15 protein-coding genes and 3 pseudogenes are annotated in these 19,777 nt (G+C 66.3%); 7 read left to right on the top strand and 11 right to left on the bottom strand.

Going from position 1 to position 19,777, the window contains the following annotated elements:
* Positions 1–15 precede the first annotated feature (15 nt).
* Positions 16–1,791, bottom strand: a complete 1,776-nt coding sequence (locus tag ACYVOC_RS13695) for an alpha/beta fold hydrolase (protein WP_461162169.1) — start codon at positions 1,789–1,791, stop codon at positions 16–18.
* Positions 1,792–2,026: 235 nt separating this feature from the next.
* Between ACYVOC_RS13695 and ACYVOC_RS13700 the strand changes: the two genes are divergently transcribed.
* From ACYVOC_RS13700 to ACYVOC_RS13720, 5 genes and pseudogenes are all read left to right on the top strand, one after another.
* Positions 2,027–2,710 (top strand): LuxR C-terminal-related transcriptional regulator, encoded by a 684-nt coding sequence (locus ACYVOC_RS13700; RefSeq protein WP_116005907.1) that lies wholly within the window; start codon positions 2,027–2,029, stop codon positions 2,708–2,710.
* Positions 2,710–4,566 carry a sensor histidine kinase gene (locus ACYVOC_RS13705; protein ID WP_461162170.1) on the top strand — a complete coding sequence of 619 codons (1,857 nt, stop codon included), beginning with the start codon at positions 2,710–2,712 and terminating at the stop codon, positions 4,564–4,566. The genes ACYVOC_RS13700 and ACYVOC_RS13705 overlap by 1 nt, the downstream gene beginning before the upstream one ends.
* 392 nt (positions 4,567–4,958) lie before the next feature.
* A complete protein-coding gene (locus tag ACYVOC_RS13710; RefSeq protein ID WP_461162171.1) occupies positions 4,959–6,170 on the top strand; it encodes a hypothetical protein in 1,212 nt (403 codons plus the stop codon).
* Positions 6,171–6,587: 417 nt separating this feature from the next.
* Positions 6,588–6,797: pseudogene (locus tag ACYVOC_RS13715) on the top strand (transposase); the annotation flags it as partial.
* 39 nt (positions 6,798–6,836) lie between these two features.
* Positions 6,837–7,109, top strand: a pseudogene (locus tag ACYVOC_RS13720) (transposase); the annotation flags it as partial.
* A gap of 159 nt (positions 7,110–7,268) precedes the next feature.
* On the opposite strand, the gene ACYVOC_RS13725 reads toward ACYVOC_RS13720, so the two are convergent.
* The 6 genes from ACYVOC_RS13725 to kdpF are packed head-to-tail and all read right to left on the bottom strand — an operon-like array spanning position 7,269 to position 15,202.
* Complete coding sequence (locus ACYVOC_RS13725) at positions 7,269–7,973, bottom strand: response regulator (protein WP_116002946.1); 705 nt, start codon at positions 7,971–7,973, stop codon at positions 7,269–7,271.
* A complete protein-coding gene (locus ACYVOC_RS13730; RefSeq protein ID WP_461162172.1) occupies positions 7,970–10,678 on the bottom strand; it encodes a DUF4118 domain-containing protein in 2,709 nt (902 codons plus the stop codon). Before ACYVOC_RS13730 ends, ACYVOC_RS13725 begins: the two co-directional genes overlap by 4 nt.
* Before the next feature lie 58 nt (positions 10,679–10,736).
* Positions 10,737–11,315 (bottom strand): potassium-transporting ATPase subunit KdpC, encoded by a 579-nt coding sequence (kdpC, locus tag ACYVOC_RS13735; protein ID WP_461162173.1) that lies wholly within the window; start codon positions 11,313–11,315, stop codon positions 10,737–10,739.
* A gap of 19 nt (positions 11,316–11,334) precedes the next feature.
* Positions 11,335–13,404: a potassium-transporting ATPase subunit KdpB gene (gene kdpB / locus ACYVOC_RS13740; RefSeq protein ID WP_461162174.1), complete on the bottom strand. Its 2,070-nt coding sequence runs from the start codon at positions 13,402–13,404 to the stop codon at positions 11,335–11,337.
* Positions 13,401–15,113 (bottom strand): potassium-transporting ATPase subunit KdpA, encoded by a 1,713-nt coding sequence (gene kdpA, locus ACYVOC_RS13745; RefSeq protein ID WP_461162175.1) that lies wholly within the window; start codon positions 15,111–15,113, stop codon positions 13,401–13,403. Before kdpA ends, kdpB begins: the two co-directional genes overlap by 4 nt.
* A complete protein-coding gene (gene kdpF, locus ACYVOC_RS13750; RefSeq protein ID WP_116002951.1) occupies positions 15,110–15,202 on the bottom strand; it encodes a K(+)-transporting ATPase subunit F in 93 nt (30 codons plus the stop codon). The genes kdpA and kdpF overlap by 4 nt, the downstream gene beginning before the upstream one ends.
* Positions 15,203–15,607: 405 nt before the next feature.
* On the opposite strand from kdpF, the gene ACYVOC_RS13755 reads away from it, so the two are divergent.
* Entirely contained in the window at positions 15,608–15,829 is a 222-nt protein-coding gene (locus ACYVOC_RS13755) for a hypothetical protein (protein WP_116002952.1), read from the top strand.
* 36 nt (positions 15,830–15,865) lie between these two features.
* Here the strand turns inward: ACYVOC_RS13755 and ACYVOC_RS13760 are convergent, their stop codons facing one another.
* Both ACYVOC_RS13760 and ACYVOC_RS13765 read right to left on the bottom strand, forming a co-directional pair.
* Positions 15,866–16,747, bottom strand: a complete 882-nt coding sequence (locus ACYVOC_RS13760) for a pirin family protein (RefSeq protein WP_461162176.1) — start codon at positions 16,745–16,747, stop codon at positions 15,866–15,868.
* A 46-nt stretch (positions 16,748–16,793) separates the two neighbouring features.
* Positions 16,794–17,036 (bottom strand): annotated as a pseudogene (locus ACYVOC_RS13765) (pirin family protein); the annotation flags it as partial.
* A gap of 399 nt (positions 17,037–17,435) precedes the next feature.
* Here ACYVOC_RS13765 and wrbA point away from each other — a divergent pair.
* Positions 17,436–18,035, top strand: a complete 600-nt coding sequence (gene wrbA, locus ACYVOC_RS13770) for an NAD(P)H:quinone oxidoreductase (RefSeq protein WP_116002955.1) — start codon at positions 17,436–17,438, stop codon at positions 18,033–18,035.
* 33 nt (positions 18,036–18,068) lie between these two features.
* On the opposite strand, the gene mtgA is transcribed toward wrbA, so the two are convergent.
* Positions 18,069–18,803, bottom strand: coding sequence for a monofunctional biosynthetic peptidoglycan transglycosylase (mtgA, locus tag ACYVOC_RS13775; protein ID WP_116002956.1), 735 nt, complete (start codon positions 18,801–18,803; stop codon positions 18,069–18,071).
* Between the two features lie 15 nt (positions 18,804–18,818).
* Positions 18,819–19,688, bottom strand: a complete 870-nt coding sequence (gene aroE / locus ACYVOC_RS13780) for a shikimate dehydrogenase (protein ID WP_461162177.1) — start codon at positions 19,686–19,688, stop codon at positions 18,819–18,821.
* Positions 19,689–19,777: the final 89 nt, after the last annotated feature.

The raw sequence follows: 19,777 nt of genomic DNA on the forward strand, positions 1-19,777 counted from the left end.
AGGGTGAAAAAGTGATCAGTGCGGTACCAGGCCGCGCTTGAAGCGGTCGATGAGCGCACGCGCCTTCTCGGGGTTCTTGTAAACCGGGGGCGGACTGTCCGCCGCCTCGGCCTTGGGCATGGCGTCTGCGGTGGGCTCTTCGCCCTGCAACGGCTGGCCCTGGCACGTGGTTTCGCGCTGCGCAGGCGTTTCGCCCAGCAGGTGGGCGGTCACCTTGGGGTCCACGCAGGCGTCGCTGTAGGGGTAAACGCCGTGCTGAAAGTCACCCGCCACGTACACGCGGCGGGCACCGGGCAACTGGGCGAAGAAGCGGTTGGCGTCGTCGGTGTTGGTGGCCCCGTCGTACTGCGACTGCACGAACAGCACCGGGAGCTGTTGCATGGCTGCCGGATCGGGCTTGCGCACCGAGGGGCCGCCCCAGAACGCGCAGGCATCCAGCGCCAGCAGCCCGCCGAAGTGCATGGGCGCCTGCCGGGCGATGCGGCGCACCTTGGCGATCCACTCCGACAGGTCCGTCGTGCTGGGCGTGTCGTTGCAGCGGACCGCAACGCCGGTGGCGTCGTCGAGCCGGATGCTTTCCGCCTCAGGCTCCAGCCAGGTGCTACGGTAGTTGTCATAGAGTTTCCATGCCGTCTCGCGCAGTTGCGCGTCGCGCGGCTCATTGCCGGGGGCGAAGGCGTGCAGCGCCAGCGCGTCATGCACCGCATCGGCATCCGCTGCATCCGGCACGCTGAGCAGCGCTGCGTCCAGCCCCTGGGCCGCCGCGATGTGGCTCAGGTATCCGACAGCGCTGCCGCGGCTGTAGCTCAGCCGACTCAAGGGTCCGCCCAAGACAGCCTGCACGCGGGGCGCGAGGCGGGGCATGACTGTGCGCACCTCAGCCTCGGTGGCTCCCAGGCGGAAGGCGTCTGGGTGGCGCGCGGCGTAGGGTGCCAGCACCTCGTCGAACAGGCGCTGGCGCGCGGGCGGCTGCCCGTGCAGCATTTGCTCCATGGAGGCGCTGAAGTCCGTCGCGCTGTCCAGCACCATGCGGCTCACCTTTTGAGGGAACAGGCTGGCGTACCAAGCACCGAGCCAGGTGCCGTAGGAGTAGCCCAGATAGTTGAGCTTCTCGTCGCCCAGCAGGCCACGAAGCAGATCCATGTCGCGTGCGGTGGCGTCGGTGTTGATGTACGGCGTGACGGGGTTGCGCGCGCAGGCTTCGGCCTGCTTGCGGCCGTTGTAGTGCACGTTGGCGATGTTCTCGGGCGTGTCCCACCCCGCCGCGCTGTAGTCCACGAAGCGCGTCAGCTCGTTGGTGGCACAGGACAGCCGTGTGCTGGCCCCCACGCCGCGCGGCGAGAAGCCCACCATGTCGTATTCATCCAGCAGCCGCAACTGCTGTGCGCCCTGGGAACTGGCGGGATTGCTGTCCGCGAACGCAGCCCACAGATGCAACGTCATGGAAAGCCCGTCGCCGCCCGGCCCGCCGGGGTTGAAGAAAAGCACGCCGCGCCGCGCCTCGGGCCGGCCTGCCGCCATGCGCATGACCGCCAGGGAGACATCGCCGCGCTGGGGCTCGCTCCAGTCCATCGGCGCGCGCACCTGGGCGCACTGCAGCCGCCCGGTGGGCTGCTCGCTGTTCATGGGCCTGCCCAGAATGGTGGAGTCGCATTCGGCCCAGTGCACGGTCTGCGTACGGTATTCGTTCAGTGGGTCGGGCGAGCTGCCGCCGCCGCAGGCAGTGAGGGCAGCAGCCAGAGCCGTGGCTGCAAGCCAGCGGGCGGGGTGGGGAGCGATGGGGGAGGGCACCAGGCAGATTCCTTTTTTGATAGCAGCCAGCGCTTTGCAGTAAAGCGCCAGAGGCCAAAAAGCACCTCAAAAGATGGGTGCGCATGGCGAAGAATCGTAGGGACTTGTGACCGGCTGCGGTATCCCTGAGATTGGGTAATTTGGGGGTGTATGCGCAAATTACCCAATCTCAGGGATACGCGGGGGCGGCCCGCTGGCCTACCATCGCGCTTGTTTCTTTTTGGTTGCCCGCACCATGTCTCCCCCCGCCAACGATCCCATCCTGCCCGCACCCGTGCTGGTGGTGGAAGATGAGCCGCTCTTGCAGCAGCGCCTGCGCGGGGTGCTGAGCGCGCTGGGCTACCCGCCAGACGCGCTGTTGTTCGCCGCCACGCTGGCCGAGGCGCGCTCCTGCCTGGCGCAGCAACCCATGGCGCTGGTGCTGGTGGATTTACATTTGCCCGACGGCGATGGGCGCGAGTTGATCGTGCAATTGCGCGCCGATGACCCCGGCGTGGGCATCCTCGTGGTGTCGGCCTGGAGCTCGGAAGAGGCCATTTTGGGCGCGCTGCGCGCGGGGGCCACCGGGTATGTGCTCAAGGAGCGCGACGACATGGAGGTGATGCTGTCGATCCGCAGCGTACTGCGCGGTGGCGCGCCGATCGACCCGTTCATTGCCCGGCGCATCCTGGAGTTGCTGCCCGCGCCGGCAGCGGCGGCGCCAGGCGCTCCGCCACCACCGGAGAACTGCCTGAGCGAGCGCGAGAACGAAATTTTGCGGCTGGTGGCCGATGGCCTGTCCAACCGCGAGATCGCAGAGCAGCTGTTCCTGTCGCGCTACACCGTGGAAAGCCACGTCAAGCGCGTCTATCGCAAATTGGCGGTGTCATCGCGCACGGGCGCGGTGCGTGAGGCACGTTCGCGCGGGTGGCTGGGCTGATGCGGCTGCTGATGTGGCTGGCCGCGCTGGCGCTCTGGCTGCCGGGTGGGGTGCTGGCCGATGCCTGCGCGCCGCGCATTGTGTCGGTGCAGGCGGCGCCAGCGCTGGACGGCGCCCGGCCCCCCACCGGATGGGTGGATGTGACCTTGCCCGATACGTGGTCAACCCGCTGGCCCGCGCACGGCGACTCGGGCTGGTACCGCATCGATTGGGAGCGCGGCTGTGCGAACGGCGAACCCGTTGCTCTGGGCATTGACGGCATCAGCGTGGCGGGCGAGGTGTACAACAACGGCGATCTGCTGTGGCGCGACGCCTCGCTGGTGGAGCCGTTGTCGCGCAGCTGGAACGTGCCGCGGTGGTGGGTGCTGCCCGAATCCGGCCTGCAGCCGGGCGTGAACACGGTGTGGGTGCGCGCCGTGGGGCCGGTGGCGCTGGGGCCGGGCTTGCGCGCTGTGCGGTTGGGCGACGCGTCCACGGTAGCCGCGCAGCACCATCGCACCCAGTGGCGCCAACGCACGCTGTACCTGATCAACGCGGTGCTGTGCGGCATGGCGGGCACACTGTTTTTGGTGGTGTGGGCGCTGCGCCGCAATACACCGGCTGGGGCAGCCTACGGCTGGTTCGGACTGATGGCGTTGGCGTGGCTGGCTTATCTGACCACCTATCTGGCGTACACGCAGTGGCCCTGGCCCGATGCGATCACACGCAGCCGTTTCAGCATGGTGGCGCTGGTGGGCTACGTGCTGTCCGCCTGCGTGTTCACCTTGCGCTTTGGCGGGCAGAAGCTGCCGCTCGCGGAACGTGTGCTGTGGGTGCTGGCGGCACTGGGCGCTGGCACGGCGGTGCTGGTACCGGACGATGTGGCGGGGCCGTGGTTCGGCAGGGTGTGGCAGTGGGCCATGGGGGTCTTCATGGTCAACTGCCTGCAGTTCCAGTGGCACGCGTGGCGCTCCCGGCCTGGGGGGCGCAAGCCCCTGCACATGCTGCTGGCGCTGTGCTGGCTGGCGGTCATGGTGCTCACGGTGATCACGCTCGTTCCGGGGGTGGACCGCTGGAACGTGGCGCGCAACTGGGCCGCGTTGAGCGGATTGCTGGTGATCTCGTTGGTGATGCTGCTGCTGGGCGCGCAGCTCATGCAGCGGGTGCGCAGCGTGGAGCGCTTCAACCGCGCGCTGGAGCAGGGAGTGGCCCGTGCCCGCGCCGATCTGGCCCAGGCACTGGAGCGCGAGCACGCCCAGGCACTGGACCACACCAAACTGCAGGAGCGCATGCAGATTGCGCACGACCTGCACGACGGTCTGGGCGGCAGCCTGATGCGCAGCATGGCGCTGGTGGAGCAGGCGCCCCAACCCTTGCCCAATGAGCGCGTGCTTTCATTGCTGAAGGTGCTGCGCGACGACCTGCGCCAGGTGATCGACCAGGGCTCCAGCGCCGGTGCACAGGTGCCCGATACGCCGGTGCAATGGGCCGCGCCGCTGCGCCACCGGTTTACCGGTATCTTTGATGAAATGGAGGTGACGTCGCACTGGGACATGCCGTTGCAATGGCAGGGCCGCCCCAGCGCGCTGCAGTGCCTGGGCCTGACGCGGCTGGTAGAGGAGGCGTTGTCGAACACCATCAAGCACAGCCGGGCGCGGCAGGTGCGCGTGCGATGCACGCAGCCGCAGCCCGGTGTGTTATGCCTGCGCATTGAGGATGACGGCGTGGGATTTGACGTGCAGGCCGTGCAACAAGCCGGGCTGAGCGTGGGCATGCGCAGCATGGCCGCTCGGGCCGAGCGCATGGGTGGCACGCTGGAGATGGTATCGGGCGCAACGGGGACGGTGGTGAGTCTCACGTTGCTATTGAAAAAATAGCTGCAAACGATTGACTGGAAAGCGCTGGCGGATGATTTCAGGATCTTCTTGTGAATGCCAGTGCGACATCTCGGAAATACGCATCAAACCATTGAACGAGCGACCCGCGCGACAGATACCAGCAGGGTGTCGGCGCCTTTGTGCCACACAAAAGGCTCGGGATCCTGGTTATGACCCCATGCGCGGCAAGCCTCGTTCAAGTCGGTTCGCTGCGCAGCAGCTTGGAGCCACAGGTGCATGATTTGGGCAGGGCAGGCAGTAGGAGCACACCGGCGTGCGTCGTTCGATCACTCAAGGCTCTCATACCCTTCAAAATACCTGAAATCAGGGAATGACAAGTGCCAGGGTTCATTCGATCATCGTTGCCGTACCAATCAAGGATGAACCCGTTCATGAAGAAATCCATTTTGTGTGCAGCCTTGGCGGCTGCCTTCCTCAGCGCCTGTGGCGGCAGCGATGACAGCAAACTGATTCCCGGCGACGAATTCAGCGTCGAGTTGAGCCTGGACGACACGCTGACTGAAATCTCGACCTATCGCGTCTACGGCCTCAGCAACAGCGGCCAGCTGGTCACCACCGCCGACGACCTCGCCAGCGACGGGCTCATCCCCATTGAAGTCAGCCGCATTGACGCCAAGACGCAGGCCGCCGATGCCTTGCCCGAAGTGGCAGCCATCCAAGCCTTCGTGCCTCAACTGTGGGCCGAGCTGGGCAAACGCCACGGTACGCTGGACGCCAGCAAGCTGGCGCAAGAGGTGCACGACCTGGATATTTCGCTGGCAACCATTTATACGGATTACCGCAACTCTGGTCTGAGCCTGCCGGAGTTCGTCGATTTCTACGAAACGCTGGATGCCCATCCGACGCTCGACAAGACCGGCAAGGTCGAGGCCGAACTGAGCCAGTTTCTGAGCAATGCCCAGATCACCCCCAGGCAGCTTCTCGACGTGCTGCATGCGCATGGCAGCAACTGGCAGCAGTTTCTGGCCCTGATGGCCTCGCGCCAGGACGATTTCAGCAGCCTGTATGACCAGTATGGCAAGGCCGCCACGGACATTTCGACCTTTGTGCAGGGCTATCTGCAACCGCAGACCAAGGCGCTCAAGAACGCCGCTACCGCCATCGCGGTAGCAAAATTCGGCTGGGATGTCATCAAGGACAACCGCCCCGAGACCGTCGCCACGGGGGCCTTCACACGCGCACTGGCCTCGAGCGACCCCCAGTGGGACAACTATGCCCAGACCAGGTCCGGCACCTCGCAGGTGGTGACGCTCAAGACCAAAGGGGTTATTCCGGTTACCCAAACCGAGGTCAAGTTCGCTCTCACGGGCTACTACGACGCCAAACACTCCAGCATTGGCGGCCACTGGTTGCCCCTGGTGAACATGGACGTGAAGGAGGTATATGCCATCATCTCCTGGAAGGTCAACGCCAAGGCGAGTGTGACCCTGCCCGTGAATGTGGGAACGGTAGCCGCCCCCATTCCCGAAATTCCGGTATTCATGGAGATCAACACGTCCGGCGTGTTCCAGAACGACACCAAAAAATACGAGTTCCGCGCCAATGGCAAGGACGGCTTTCGCTACATCGGACAGAAGAAGTAACCCGATACCCTGCGCGGCCCGGCTCTGATGGGCCGGGCCGACGGCCTGTTCAAAGGCTTTGGCTGGCGCGGCTGCTGGTGATTGCGCTGTGGAGGTTCTTCGCATGAGCCCCGCAGCACCCACCCCTGAACCCCAATGAGGCGCCCCTGAACAACCCCTGCAGCCCGCATAAACACTGATTTTTGGGTGATTGCTGATGCTCTGAACGCCCAGTTTGATTTCCAATAGTGGTTGTTTTCTGGGAGTTCTGCCGTGCTGTTTGCCTGCCCCGCCACCGAGGATTTCTTCCGTTAACGCATCGACCACATGATCGACCTGCGCCATCTGCTGGCCGTGCTGGCCTCGCGCATGTCCTGGCAGCAAATCGAGGCCTCAGTGGCCCATCTGTTCTTGCGCAAGGCTCGCGCTGGCGTTGCCATGCCCGATCTGGATCTCTTTGGTGAACAGGTGCAGCGCGCTGCTGTACCTCAAGCACGCCTTCAACGGATCCGACGAAGGCGTGGTCGCGCTGACTCCCCCCGCTGGCAGTTCTTCTCGGGCTGCGCCTATTACGAAGACCGCCAGCCCTGCGACGCCACCACCGTGGTCAAGTTCCGCCAGTTGCTGGGCGAGGAAGGCGGGGAAGAACTGCTGTCGCAGACCATCAACGTGGCAGTGGACCTCCAACTGAACGAGCAACTGGAGCAGGCAGCGATCCTGATGCAGGACAGCGGGGCCTAGCTAGCGACGGTATTCGTCGATCTGGGCTATCGGGGCAAGTCCAGGCGGATCAGCGGGCAACAGAGAAAGCTGCTCAAGCGGCGCCAGGCCATTGAGCCGATCATTGGCCACCTCAAGAGTGATCACCGCATGGATCGCGGCCCTCTCAAGGGTCAGCAGGGTGATCGGCTGCATGCACTGCTGTGCGCGGCGGGCTACAACATCCGCTGGCTGCTGCGCCAGATCGCGGGTCTATCGCCAACGTGGTCGCTGGCGCTGCGCAAACGGCTCGACTTCGCGCTCACCAGGTCAGCATCTCACCTGGGCTTGGCTTGAAAACGGATAAATCAGGGACGACTCATTAGACATGCGGTCATTTGTGCACATTGAAGCGTAGGTTTATGCAACAAACCGATAGCCGATCCCTGCCTCGGTGCGCAGATGCCGGGGCATGGCGGGGTTGTCCTCCACCTTCTTGCGCAGGTTGGCCATGTGCACGCGCACGTAGTGCGTGTCGTCCGCATGGCCGGGGCCCCACACGGCCTTGAGCAGTTGCTGGTGGGTGATGACGCGGTCGGGCTGCGACGCCAGGTGGGTGAGCAGCTTGTATTCGATGGGCGTGAGGTGCAGCGGCTGGCCGGCGCGCTCGGCGGTGCGGCGAGCGAGGTCGATGCGGACATCGCCAAAGGCAATCAGCGGGTCGCCGCCGGGCGTCTGCTGGTAGTGGCGCCGCAGTTGCGCGCGCACGCGGGCCATGAGCTCGCCGGCGCCAAAGGGTTTGACCAAGTAGTCGTCGGCACCGGCATCGAGCGCGGCGATCTTGTCCGCCTCCTGGCTGCGCGCCGAGAGCACGATCACCGGCACCGTGGACCAACTGCGCAGGCCGCGGATCACTTCAATGCCATCGCCGTCGGGCAGGCCCAGGTCGAGCACAACGAGGTCGGGGCGGCGCGTGCCGGCTTCAATCAGGCCGCGGGCCACGCTGTCGGCCTCGTGCACGGTGTGCCCCTCGGCGCCCAGCGCCAGGCGGACGAAGCGGCGAATGGCGGCTTCGTCCTCGACGACCAGAATGCTGTGGCCCGCAGGTTTTTCAGGTGTGCTCATGGTGTCGCGCCCTGTCCGGTGCCGTCGTCCTGCGGCGGCTCTCCGCGCGGCAGGACGATGGTGAAGCGGGCGCCTGCAATGCGGCCCTGCGCGCGCCGGTTGCTGCCCTGGATGCGCCCGCCGTGCGCCTGCACGATGGCGCGGCAGATGGCCAGGCCCAGGCCCACGCCCGGCAGCGGGCTTTCGCGGTTGCCGCGCTCGAACTTCTCGAAAATGCGCTCTTCCGCGCCCTCGGGCAAACCCGGGCCTTCGTCGTCCACCCACAGCAGCACCTCCCGCGCGGCGGCCTCGGCGCCCAGGGTGATGGCGCTTCCGCTGGGCGTGTACTTGGCGGCGTTCTCCAACAGGTTGACGAGCACGCGCTCGAACAGCACGGCGTCGAGGTGCAGCAGCGGCAGGTCGGCCGGCAGGTTTACGTGCAGGGCGCGGCCGGCCAGTGCCTTGCTACTTGCCGCCAGCGCGCTGCCCACTACCTCTTCGAGGGGTTGCCAGTCGCGGTGCAGGGGTGCAGCGCCTGCCTCCAGCCGGGCCATGTCGAGCAGGTTGTTGACCTGCGCACTCATGCGCAGCGCCGAGTCGCGGATGGCATCGGAGACTTCGCGCTGGGCGGCGCTCAAGGGCGGATCGGTCAGGCCGAGGGCGTCGGACAGGCCCACCAGCGAGGCCAGCGGCGTGCGCAAGTCGTGCGAGATGGCCGACAGCAGCGCGTTGCGCAGCCGCTCGGACTCGATCTGCACGGTGCTGGTGCGCGCCACTTCGATGTAGTGGATGCGTTCGAGCGAAATCGCCAGCAGCGAGGCGCAGGTATCGAGCAGGCGCATCGGCTCAGGGCCGAGCGGCGCGCTGCCCAAGAGCTCCAGCACCAGCACGCCGCGCACGCGCATGGGCGCCTTGAGCGGCACGACGAGGCACGGGCTGGCCGGAAGCGTACCGGTGCCGCGCCCGGCGGACTCGGCATGGTCGAACGACCACTGCGCAACGCCCAGGTCCACCGGCGCCTCGGCCCCCGCGAGCGGCTCAAGGTGGTTGGCGTCGTCGGCCACCAGCAGGCTGGAGCGGGCGCGGAACTCGGCGCGCAGGAAGCGGGCGGCAATCTCGCCCACCTGCTCGGGCAGCAGCGCGGCCGACAGGTCGCGCGACATGTCGTAGAGGCTGCGCACCCGGCGCTCGCGCTGCATGGCCGCCGCCGCCTGCACCTTGAGCCCAGCGGTAAGCTGCCCCACCACCAGCGCCACCACGAGCATGACGGCAAAAGTGACCAGGTACTGCACGTCGCTGACCGCCAGCGAAAAGCGCGGCGGCACGAAAAACAAGTCGAACAAGGCCACGCCCAGAAAGGCCGCCAGCACCGCCGGGCCGCGCCCAAAGCGCAGCCCTACGCCGACCACCACCAGCAGGAACAGCATGACGATGTTGCTCAGCTCGAGCACACCCGTCATGGGCGTTGCCAGCAGCGCCAGCAGCGCGCAGGCCGTGGCCGCTGCGGCGTACCCGCGCCACGCGCTGCCCGCCGCTTCATCCGGAGTGCGCGGTGCGCGTGCGAGGTCGGGCGCCGGTGCGCCGGGCTTGGTTGGCAGGGCCACCTGCAAGACGTCGAGGTCGTCCGCGCTGCGCACCAGCTGGTCTGCCAGCGCCCGCCGCCAGCGCCAGCGCCCGCGCGTACCCCGCCCCAGCACCAGGCGCACAAGGTTGTGCTCGCGCGCATAGCGCACCAGCGCGGCTGCAGGCTCCGGCGCCGAGAGCGTCGCCGTGGTCGCCCCGAGCTCGCTGGCCAGCTTGAGCACTTTCAGCGCCTGCGCGTTGTCGAGGGCGCCGGTCTCCACATGCACCGCGTGCCAGGGCACATCGAGCTGCGTGGCCATGCGGGCACAGCTGCGCACCACTTTCTCACCGGCAGCGCTCGGGCCCACGCACGCCAGCAGCGCCTCCCGGTTGGCCCACACCGGCTGCACGGACACCGAACGCCGGTAGGCACGCACCTCTCCATCGACCCGGTCGGCCGTGCGGCGCAGGGCCAGCTCGCGCAGGGCCAACAGGTTGCCCTTGCGAAAGAAGTTGGCGGCGGCGCGTTCGGCCTGCTGCGGCACATACACCTTGCCGGCTTTGAGACGCGCCAGCAGTTCGTCGGGCGGCAGGTCGACCACCACCACCTCGTCGGCGTCGTCGAAAACGCGGTCGGGCACGGTTTCCCACACGCGGATGCCGGTGATGCCGCTGACCACGTCGTTCAGGCTCTCGAGGTGCTGGACGTTCATCGTCGTCCAGACATCAATGCCCGCAGCGAGCAATTCTTCCGCGTCCTGCCAGCGCTTGGGGTGGCGCGAACCGGCGGCGTTGCTGTGGGCCAGCTCGTCCAGCAGAACAAGGGCGCGGGGATCGCCGCCGTGCGCAGCGCCAAACTGCAAGGCCCCTTCCAGATCGAATTCGGGCAGCGTACGCCCATGGTTCGCAACCTGGCTGGGCGCAAGCCGCGCCAGCCCCGCGGCCATGGCTTCGGTTTCGCCGCGGCCATGGGTTTCGACCACGCCGACCAGCAAGGGCGTTCCTTGCGCCTTTGCGGCCTGGGCCGCAGACAGCATGGCGTAGGTCTTGCCCACACCGGCATTGGCCCCAAAGAAGATCTTGAGCCGCCCACGCCGCGCCCGCACCTCGTCGCGCTGTACTTGCTCGAGCAGTTGGTCGGGATTGGGGCGGGCGTCGCTCATCGGTAGCTACTGTAGAGCAGGTGGCGCCACACGCACGCAAGCGGTGGCCAGCGCCGCTTCAGGCACGGGGCAAGGCATCGAGCGCCAGGTTGAGCCGCAGCACGTTCACACGCGGCTCGCCCAGAAAGCCCAGCAGCGTGCCTTCGGTGTGCTCTGCCACCAGCGCCTGCACCCGCTGCGGCGGCAGGCCCAAAGCACGGGCCACCCGGTTGACCTGGTAGTCGGCGGCAGCGCGGCTGATGTGCGGGTCAAGCCCGCTGGCAGAGGCGGTCACCAGGTCCACCGGCACAGCGCTGTGGTTGCCAGGATCGGCAGCGCGCAGCGCTGCAATGCGCGCCGCCACGGCCTCGGCCAAGGCCGGATTGCTGGGCCCCAGGTTGGAGCCCGAAGACGCTACCGCGTTGTAGGGATCGGGCGCAGTGGCCGATGGCCGGCTCCAGAAATGGCCAGGCTGCGAAAACGGCTGGCCGATCAGCGCGGAGCCGACCACCACGCCCTTCGCCTTCACCAGACTGCCGTTGGCCTGGTCGGGGAACAGCACTTGCGCCAAACCCGTGACAGCCAGCGGATACGCCAGGCCAGTCACAAGGGAAAGCACGACAAAAAGCACCAGGGCAGGACGAAACAAGGATGTCATAACATCTCCGGAACAAAAATCAGACCACGCCCAGCGCTGCCAGCGCCAGGTCGATGAGCTTGATACCCACGAACGGCACCACCACACCGCCCAGGCCGTAGATGGCGAGGTTGCGGCGCAACAGCGCTGCGGCGCCCACCGGGCGGTAGCGCACCCCTTTGAGCGCCAGCGGAATCAGGAAGACGATGATCAGCGCGTTGAACACCACCGCCGAAAGAATCGCCGAGTTGGGCGTGGCCAGCTGCATCACGTTCAAGGCCGAGAGCTGCGGGTAGGTGCCCACGAACGCGGCCGGCACGATGGCAAAGTATTTAGCCAGATCGTTGGCAATGCTGAAGGTGGTGAGCGAACCCCGCGTCATCAGCATCTGTTTTCCGGTCTCCACGATTTCAATCAGCTTGGTCGGGTCGCTGTCGAGGTCCACCATGTTGCCGGCCTCCTTGGCGGCCTGCGTGCCGGTGTTCATGGCCACGGCCACATCGGCCTGGGCCAGCGCCGGCGCATCGTTGGTGCCGTCGCCCGTCATGGCCACCAGTTGGCCGGCTGCCTGGTACTCGCGGATGCGTTCGAGCTTGGCTTCAGGCGTGGCTTCGGCAAGAAAGTCGTCCACCCCCGCTTCGGCCGCGATGGCCGCCGCCGTGAGGCGGTTGTCGCCAGTGACCATCACCGTCTTGATGCCCATGCGGCGCAGCTCGGCAAAGCGCTCCTTGATGCCGGGCTTGACGATGTCCTTGAGCTCGATGGCACCCAGCACGCGGGCACCCTCGCTCACCACCAGCGGCGTGCTGCCGCGGCGGGCAATGCTGTCCACCACAGCCTGCAGCGCGGCCGGGAAATCGCCGCCCAGCGCCTGCACATGCCGGCGGATCGCATCGGCCGCGCCCTTGCGCAGGCTGCGGCCGCCAGGCAAGTCGACACCGCTCATGCGCGTTTGCGCGGTGAAGGGCACACACTGCGCGTCCAGCGCTGCAGCGCTTCGTTCAGCCAGTTGGAATTTCTGGCGCGCCAGCACCACGATGCTTCGACCTTCCGGTGTTTCATCGGCCACCGACGCAAGCTGGGCCGCTTCGGCCAGCGTGGCCTCGTTCACGCCCGGCGCCGGGGCAAAGGCGCTGGCCTGGCGGTTGCCCAGGGTGATGGTGCCGGTCTTGTCGAGCAGCAGCACGTCCACGTCGCCCGCCGCTTCCACGGCGCGGCCGGAGGTGGCGATCACGTTCGCCTGCATCATGCGGCTCATGCCCGCCACGCCAATGGCGGAGAGGAGGCCCGCAATGGTGGTGGGAATCAGGCACACCAGCAGCGCCACCAGCACCACCAGGCCCACGGGTTCGCCGGCGCCACTGGCGGCCACGCCAAACTGCGAAAACGGCAGCAAGGTGACCACCACGCCCAGGAACACGGTGGTCAGCGCCACCAGCAAAATGGTGAGCGCAATCTCGTTGGGCGTCTTCTGCCGCTTGGCGTTCTCCACCATGCCGATCATGCGGTCGAGAAAGGTCTCGCCGGGGTTCACCGAGATGCGCACCACGATCCAGTCGGACAGCACCCGGGTGCCGCCAGTGACGGAACTGAAGTCTCCGCCGGACTCACGAATCACCGGCGCCGATTCGCCCGTGATGGCGCTCTCGTCCACCGAGGCCACGCCCAGAACGACTTCGCCATCGGCGGGCACGGTGTCACCGGCTTCCACCAGCACCAGGTCGTCGCGCTTGAGCTGGCCGGCCTCCATGGGCAGCCAGCTCATGGCCGCACGCGTGGCGGGCACCGGGGCGCCCTTGGGCAGTTGTTTGGCCCAGGTCTCCTTCTTGAGCCCGCGCAGCGACGCCGCCTGCGCCTTGCTGCGCCCCTCGGCCAGCGCTTCCGCCATGTTGGCAAACAGCACGGTGAACCACAGCCACAGCGCGACCAAGGCGGTGAACAGGCTGGGTTCGGAGAGCGCGAGCGCGGTCGTGAAGGCGCTGCCCACGTACACCACAAACATCACCGGATTGCGCCACTGCACGCGCGGGTCCAGTTTCTTGAGTGCCTCCAGAAGCGCCGGGCGCAAAAGCGCGGGGTCGAACAGGGTCGGGGTGGTGTGGCGTGTCATTTCAGGGGCTCCACCAGCGTCAGGTGCTCCACCACCGGGCCCAGGGCCAGGGCGGGAACGTAGTTCAAAAGACCCACCAGCAGCACGGTGCCAATCAACAGTCCGACAAAGAGCGGCCCGTGCGTGGGCAGCGTCCCGGCGGTGGCGGTTGCACGCTTCTTGCCCGCCAGCGAGCCCGCCATGGCCAGCACCGCCACGATGACGCCAAAGCGCCCGAACCACATGGCTGCGGCGAGCAGCACGTTGTAGAAAGGTGTATTGGCCGAGAGGCCGGCGAACGCACTGCCGTTGTTGTTGGCAGCCGAGGTCAAGGCATACAGGATTTCACTGAAGCCGTGCGGCCCCGGGTTCAAAATGCCCGCCCGCCCCGCCTCGGTGCCTACGGCCAGGGCGGTGCCGAGCAGCACCAGCAAGGGCGTGATGAGAATGGCGAGCGAGACCATCTTCATCTCGTTCGCTTCGATTTTCTTGCCCAGGTATTCTGGGGTTCGGCCAATCATCAGCCCGGCAATGAACACTGCCAGCATGGCGAACACCAGCATGCCGTAGAGGCCCGTGCCGACCCCGCCGAACACCACCTCGCCCAACTGCATCAGCACCATGGGCACGGCGCCGCCCAGCGGCGTGAAGCTGTCGTGCATGCTGTTGACCGCGCCGCAGCTCGCCGCCGTGGTGACCGCGGCAAACAGCGTGCTGGCGTTGATGCCAAAGCGCGCCTCTTTGCCTTCCATGTTGCCGCCGGGCTGGCTGGAGCTGACCGCTTGGTCTACGCCCAGTGCGGTGAGCGCCGGGTTGCCTGCTTGCTCGGCCCAGTTGACGGTGACGGCAAAAACCACGAACAGCACGGTCATGGCGGCCAGTACGGCGAAGCCTTGGCGCCTGTCTCCGACCATGCGCCCGAACACCAGGCACAGCGCGGCGGGGATGATGAAAATCGCCAGCATCTGCAGTGCGTTGGTGATCGCGCTGGGGTTCTCGAACGGGTGCGCAGAATTGGCGTTGAAGAAGCCGCCACCATTGGTGCCCAGCATCTTGATGGCCAGTTGCGAAGCGACCGGGCCCAGGGCCAGCTGCGTGCTGCCACCCTCGACGCCGGTGGTGCTCACATACGCGGAAAGGGTCTGGACCACGCCCAGCCCGGCAAACGCCAGCGCCAGCAGAAACGACAGCGGCAGCAGCACCCACAGCGTGGCGCGGGTGAGGTCCACCCAGACGTTGCCGATGGTGGCCGCGCTGTGGCGCGCAAAGCCGCGCACCAGCGCCACCACCACCACGATGCCGGTGGCGGCCGACAGGAAGTTCTGCACCGCCAGTCCCAGCATTTGCGTCAGGTAGCTCATGGTGGTCTCGCCGCCATAGCCTTGCCAGTTGGTGTTGGTGACGAAGCTCACCGCCGTGTTGAAAGCCGAATCGGCAGACACCGCAGCAAAGCCCTGCGGGTTCAGCGGCAACGGCATCTGCAAGCGCTGCAGGGCATACAGGAACAAGAGGCCCAGGCTGTTGAACAGCAGCAGGCCCAGGGCATAGCGCACCCAGCCCGTCTCTTGCGCGGCATCGACACCCGCGACGCGCCACAGCGGCGACTCGAGCTTGCGGCCCAACGCGAATCGCCCGTCCATGACCGCGTCGATGGCGCGGGACAGCGGCCAGGCCAGTGCAAAAAGCACCAGCAGGAACGCCCCCAGTTGCACGATGGCACCGGTGGTCATGAAAAATCCTCAGGCCGCAGCAGCACGGCGACGAGGTACACAAAGAGCCCGCCCGCAAGCGCGCCAGCCAGCCAGTACCAGGCACTCATGGTCGTGCCTGCGGACGCTGCAGCCGTTCGCAGCCCTTGACGAGCGCCACAGGCAGCAGCCAGAAAAGGCCCGCCAGGGCCAGATAAACCATGTCCATATCCGTAATCCTCACAACTTCATTGGCAATGGTGAGATGCTAGAAACCGCTGCATCAAGTTGGTACCAAGAACCGAAGGTCGGTTATCAAGAAAGCATCAAGACCGCCGCAGCAAGGCAACGCACACAAGGCCGGGCGCACAGCCAGTGAAGCCAGCAGCACCCAGACCGCACCAGGTGCAGGCTCCACCATCCGTGCGAGTACCTACCAATACGACGCCAACGGCAGGGCAGCGGCAGCAACCCGCCAGAACTGCTGGCCAGCTACCGCTACAGCGCAGACAACCTGCGCGCAGAAAAGCAACTCAGTGACCTGGGCCTGGGCAACGCCAGCCAAGCCAGCGCAAGCGCTGCCCCCAGCCCCCAGCACAAGCCCCCTGGCCTACGAACGCACCCAATGGGACGGCCTGCACGCACGGCGCAGCTTTGAAATCACAGGTGCCAACAACACCCAGACCCGGCGCAGCGACACCGACGCCGCAGTGCTGGCAGGCAACACCGCTCCCTGGTTGTTCAGCCGCACCGAATAGACCAAGCGTGAGGGGTGTCGTCTGCCCAGGACCGTATCAGTCACGCCAGGGCGGCGCCTCGATACGGTCGGTCTCGCCCGGAATCGGGGCGAACCGGTGCTGCAACCAGTCATCTGCGGCACGGGCCATGCGCTCGCGCTGCGTGGATACGAAGTTCCACCACATGCGCACGGGTTGCTCCAGCGGCGCGCCACCGATGACGACCAGCCGCACTTCCTTGTTCCCGGCGCTGAGCTGGGCTCCCTGGCCAGGGGCCAGCACCACCATCTCCGCTGCGGCGACTGCCTGGCCGTCCAGTGCGTAGTCTTGGCCGACGCCATAGACTGCCAGCTCCGGCACCAACGGGGGCAAGGTGAAATGGGTGTTCGCTGCCATCGTGATGTCGAGGTACACGGTCTCGGACGCAGTACGCACCGGGCTCGTGCGGTCGAAGGCGCTGCCCACCAGGACGCGGACCTGAACGCCGGGCGCTGCGTCAACGACAGGAATGTCGGCCGCAGCCACATGCTGGAAGGCCGGCTCGCAGTCTTCCAGTGCCGGGGGCAGTGCCACCCAAAGCTGCAGGCCGTGCGTGAGGCGCGATCGTCCGCGGTCTGCTTCGTGGGTGCGTTCACTGTGCACGATGCCGCGCCCCGCCGTCATCCAGTTCACCGCGCCAGGCTCGATGAGCTGCACGCTGCCGATGCTGTCGCGGTGCATCTGTCGGCCCTCGAAGAGATAGGTGACAGTGGCCAGGCCGATGTGCGGGTGGCCGCCGACATCGCTGTCGACCTCCGGCGCGAGCGTCGCGGGGCCGAACTCGTCAAAAAATACAAAAGGTCCGACGGATCTGCGCTCCTGCGCAGGCAGCGTGCGGCGCACACGAAGTCCCGGTGCGAGGTCGGTCATGCGGCCGTGAAGGCGAAGGGTTTCGCTCATGGGGGGCTCCTTCTTCAACTGAGCGGGGTGCTGGTGGACGGTTCTGCACGGCATGGTTGCCACCATCAGGCGAGGCGACCAAAGCCAGGCGTCCACGCTTGGACTCTAGGGGAATGGTCTTCTGCTCATCGCTGGGTGCGATGCCTGTCTGATGGAGCGTAATCCAGATTTGCAGGAAGTGCGCCGTTTTGTCGGGGGTATGGTTGAATTCGCTATGCACGACGCCGGTACCCGCGGACATGCGCTGGTCGTCACCGGGAGGGGTGCCCTTCACGTTGCCCATGCCGTCGAGGGTCAGCTTTCGCATCGGTGATCCTGTCGGTAGGAAGGATAGAGCGGGGTTCGAAAAAATCGAACAAAGAATCCAGAATTATCGGACACGGGACGCGCAGCGGCAGTCGATACTGAAAGCCTCAGCCACCTGGCACACCCCATGTCCACGACTTTCATCTCATTCCATTTCTAAATCATCCGTGTCGTTGTTGCTTCGCCTTGCCGTGCTACAGCACTGTCTGCGGCTTCGCGCCTAGACACGAATGATTTGGAAACAGAATCACCCGCCCAGAACGCCGCCGCGATCGCCGGGCGGTTGTTGCTGGTGGTGGGGCCCCGGCGAATGGAGCTTGGATGCGCGCAGCGCCCGGGCCTGAGATTTCCTTGTTCACAACCACACTGATCGGAGCACACCATGTCCAAAGTCCTTGTCCTGTACTACTCGTCCTACGGCCATCTGGAAACCATGGCCCAGGCCATCGCCGAAGGCGCGCGCGCCGGTGGCGCATCCGTCGATGTGAAGCGCGTTCCCGAGACCGTGCCACTTGAGGTGGCCAAGTCGGCCCACTTCAAGCTCGACCAGGCCGCACCAGTCGCCACCGTCGCGGAGTTGGTCAACTACGACGCCATCATCATTGGTGCCCCGACCCGGTTCGGGCGCATGCCGGCCCAGATGGCGGCGTTTCTGGACCAGGCCGGTGGTTTGTGGGCCAGCGGCGCACTGCATGGCAAGGTGGGCGCCGCGTTCACCTCCACGGCCACCCAGCACGGGGGCCAGGAAGTGACACTCTTCTCGATCATCACCAATTTGCTGCACTTTGGCATGGTCATCGTCGGCCTGCCGTACAGCCACCAGGGCCAGATGACGCTGGATGAAGTGGTGGGCGGCAGCCCCTATGGCGCGACGACCATTGCCGGCGGCCAAGGCCAACGCCAACCCAGCGCGATCGAGCTGGAAGGCGCCCGGCACCAAGGCAAGCTGGTCGCGGAAACAGCCAACAAGTTGTTCGGCTGACAGGTCCCACGCGGTACCGGCCAGCAGGCGCCGTCAAGGCAGCTCCGCACTTCCCATGCGCCCCAGAATGGTGCGCGTGCGCCCGGACAGGTAGGCCGAGTTGGGCATTTTTTCGAAGCGCTTGGGGGCGGGCAGCATCACGGCCAGGCGGGCTGCTTCATGGGGGGCGAGCTGGGCGGCGCTTTTGCGGAAGTAGTGCCGGGCGGCAGCCTCGGCGCCGAAGATGCCATTGCCCCACTCCACATTGTTGAGGTAAATCTCCAGGATGCGCTCTTTGGAGAGAAACTGTTCCAGCGCCAGCGTGAGCACAAACTCCTGGCCCTTGCGCACCAGGGTGCGCTCGCCCGAGAGCAGGAGGTTCTTGGCCAGTTGCTGGGTGATGGTGGAGCCGCCCCGAATCTTGGGCGCGCGCACCACCTTGGCAGGGGCGCGGGTCTGGGCTTTGGCAGTTTGCGCTTCGGCCTTGGCGTTGCGCTCCCAGGCTTTTTCGATGGCGTTCCAGTCCACGCCTTCGTGGTTGACGAAGCCGTCGTCCTCTGACGCGATCACGGCGCGTTTGAGGTGGCTGCTGATCTGTGCGTAGGGCACCCACTGCTGGCGCCAGCGCAGGGTGCCATCACCAGTGATCTGGGCCCAGGCTTCGGAGCGCTGGAAGGTGGTTGATTCGGGATTGAGCACCGCCATGGTGGCGATGCGCAGCACAAAGAACAGTTCCAGGGCAAGCGCCGCAAACGCGACGAGGCCCATCCAGCGCAGCAAGGATTTCATGCGTGTGGGTGCGCGCTAGTGCGATGGGGCTGTGGGCGAGGCCATCAGTGCACGCAGTTCGGTCAGCACCTGGCCGCCCGGTGGGCGCACGCCACGCCAGACCAGGAAGGCCTCGGCCGCCTGTTCCACCAGCATGCCCAGGCCATCGCGCGCGTGCGCGCCGTGCTGCGTGGCCCAGTCCAGAAAGCCCTGTGCGGCGGGGCCGTACATCATGTCGTAGGCCAGGCTGGCGGGCCGCAGAACGCCTGCGGGTACGGGTACTTCGGCGCCAGCCAGGCTGCTGGCTGTTGCGTTAATAATAATGTCGAAATTGGCCTCTAGCGCTTGTGTGGATTGCGCTAATAGCTCTATTTTTTGTAGCAATGCAAGCGGTGCGTGGGTTTGTACCAGCGCCTGTGCGCGGGCCACGGTGCGGTTGGCCACCGTGATGCTGCGCGGCCCGGCGGCCAGCAGCGGGCCCAGGGCACCGGCGGCGGCGCCGCCTGCGCCGATGAGCAGCACATCGCGCCCGGCAAGGCGCATGCCTGCGTTGCGCTCAATGTCGGCCACCAGGCCCAGACCGTCGGTGTTGTCGGCGTGGATGGTGCCGTCGATGAAGGTGAGCGTGTTGGCGGCGCCTGCCAGTTGCACGCGCTCGCTGCGGTGCGTGGCGGCCTGCGCGGCTTCGAGTTTGAAGGGCACGGTGATGTTGCAGCCCCGGCCCCCGGCGGCGGCGAAGCCATGCAGCGCCTGGACAAAGCCGTCCAGCGGTACCAGGCGGCGCTCGTAGTGCAGTGCCTGGCCGGTCAGCTCGGCAAAGCGGGCATGGATCCAGGGCGAGCGGCTGTGCTCTACCGGGTTGCCCATCACGCAATACTGGTCGATCGATGTGGCGGAGAGGGTCATGGATGATTCTTCCTGGGGAGAGCATTCCGGCGGGCGTGTTCCAGGCCAACGGGCGCCGTGGAACAGGCTTTGCCCGGCCACTGGCGCCG

The sequence above is a fragment of the Simplicispira piscis genome, assembly GCF_054783455.1.

Bases quoted from the DNA above. Each gene is read 5' to 3' on its own strand.
- ACYVOC_RS13700 (WP_116005907.1), top strand. From the start codon at position 2,027: ATGTCTCCCCCCGCCAACGATCCCATCCTGCCCGCACCCGTGCTGGTG.
- ACYVOC_RS13705 (WP_461162170.1), top strand. From the start codon at position 2,710: ATGCGGCTGCTGATGTGGCTGGCCGCGCTGGCGCTCTGGCTGCCGGGT.
- ACYVOC_RS13710 (WP_461162171.1), top strand. From the start codon at position 4,959: ATGAAGAAATCCATTTTGTGTGCAGCCTTGGCGGCTGCCTTCCTCAGC.
- ACYVOC_RS13725 (WP_116002946.1), bottom strand. From the start codon at position 7,973: ATGAGCACACCTGAAAAACCTGCGGGCCACAGCATTCTGGTCGTCGAG.
- ACYVOC_RS13730 (WP_461162172.1), bottom strand. From the start codon at position 10,678: ATGAGCGACGCCCGCCCCAATCCCGACCAACTGCTCGAGCAAGTACAG.
- kdpC (WP_461162173.1), bottom strand. From the start codon at position 11,315: ATGACATCCTTGTTTCGTCCTGCCCTGGTGCTTTTTGTCGTGCTTTCC.
- kdpB (WP_461162174.1), bottom strand. From the start codon at position 13,404: ATGACACGCCACACCACCCCGACCCTGTTCGACCCCGCGCTTTTGCGC.
- kdpA (WP_461162175.1), bottom strand. From the start codon at position 15,113: ATGACCACCGGTGCCATCGTGCAACTGGGGGCGTTCCTGCTGGTGCTT.
- kdpF (WP_116002951.1), bottom strand. From the start codon at position 15,202: ATGAGTGCCTGGTACTGGCTGGCTGGCGCGCTTGCGGGCGGGCTCTTT.
- ACYVOC_RS13760 (WP_461162176.1), bottom strand. From the start codon at position 16,747: ATGAGCGAAACCCTTCGCCTTCACGGCCGCATGACCGACCTCGCACCG.
- wrbA (WP_116002955.1), top strand. From the start codon at position 17,436: ATGTCCAAAGTCCTTGTCCTGTACTACTCGTCCTACGGCCATCTGGAA.
- mtgA (WP_116002956.1), bottom strand. From the start codon at position 18,803: ATGAAATCCTTGCTGCGCTGGATGGGCCTCGTCGCGTTTGCGGCGCTT.
- aroE (WP_461162177.1), bottom strand. From the start codon at position 19,688: ATGACCCTCTCCGCCACATCGATCGACCAGTATTGCGTGATGGGCAAC.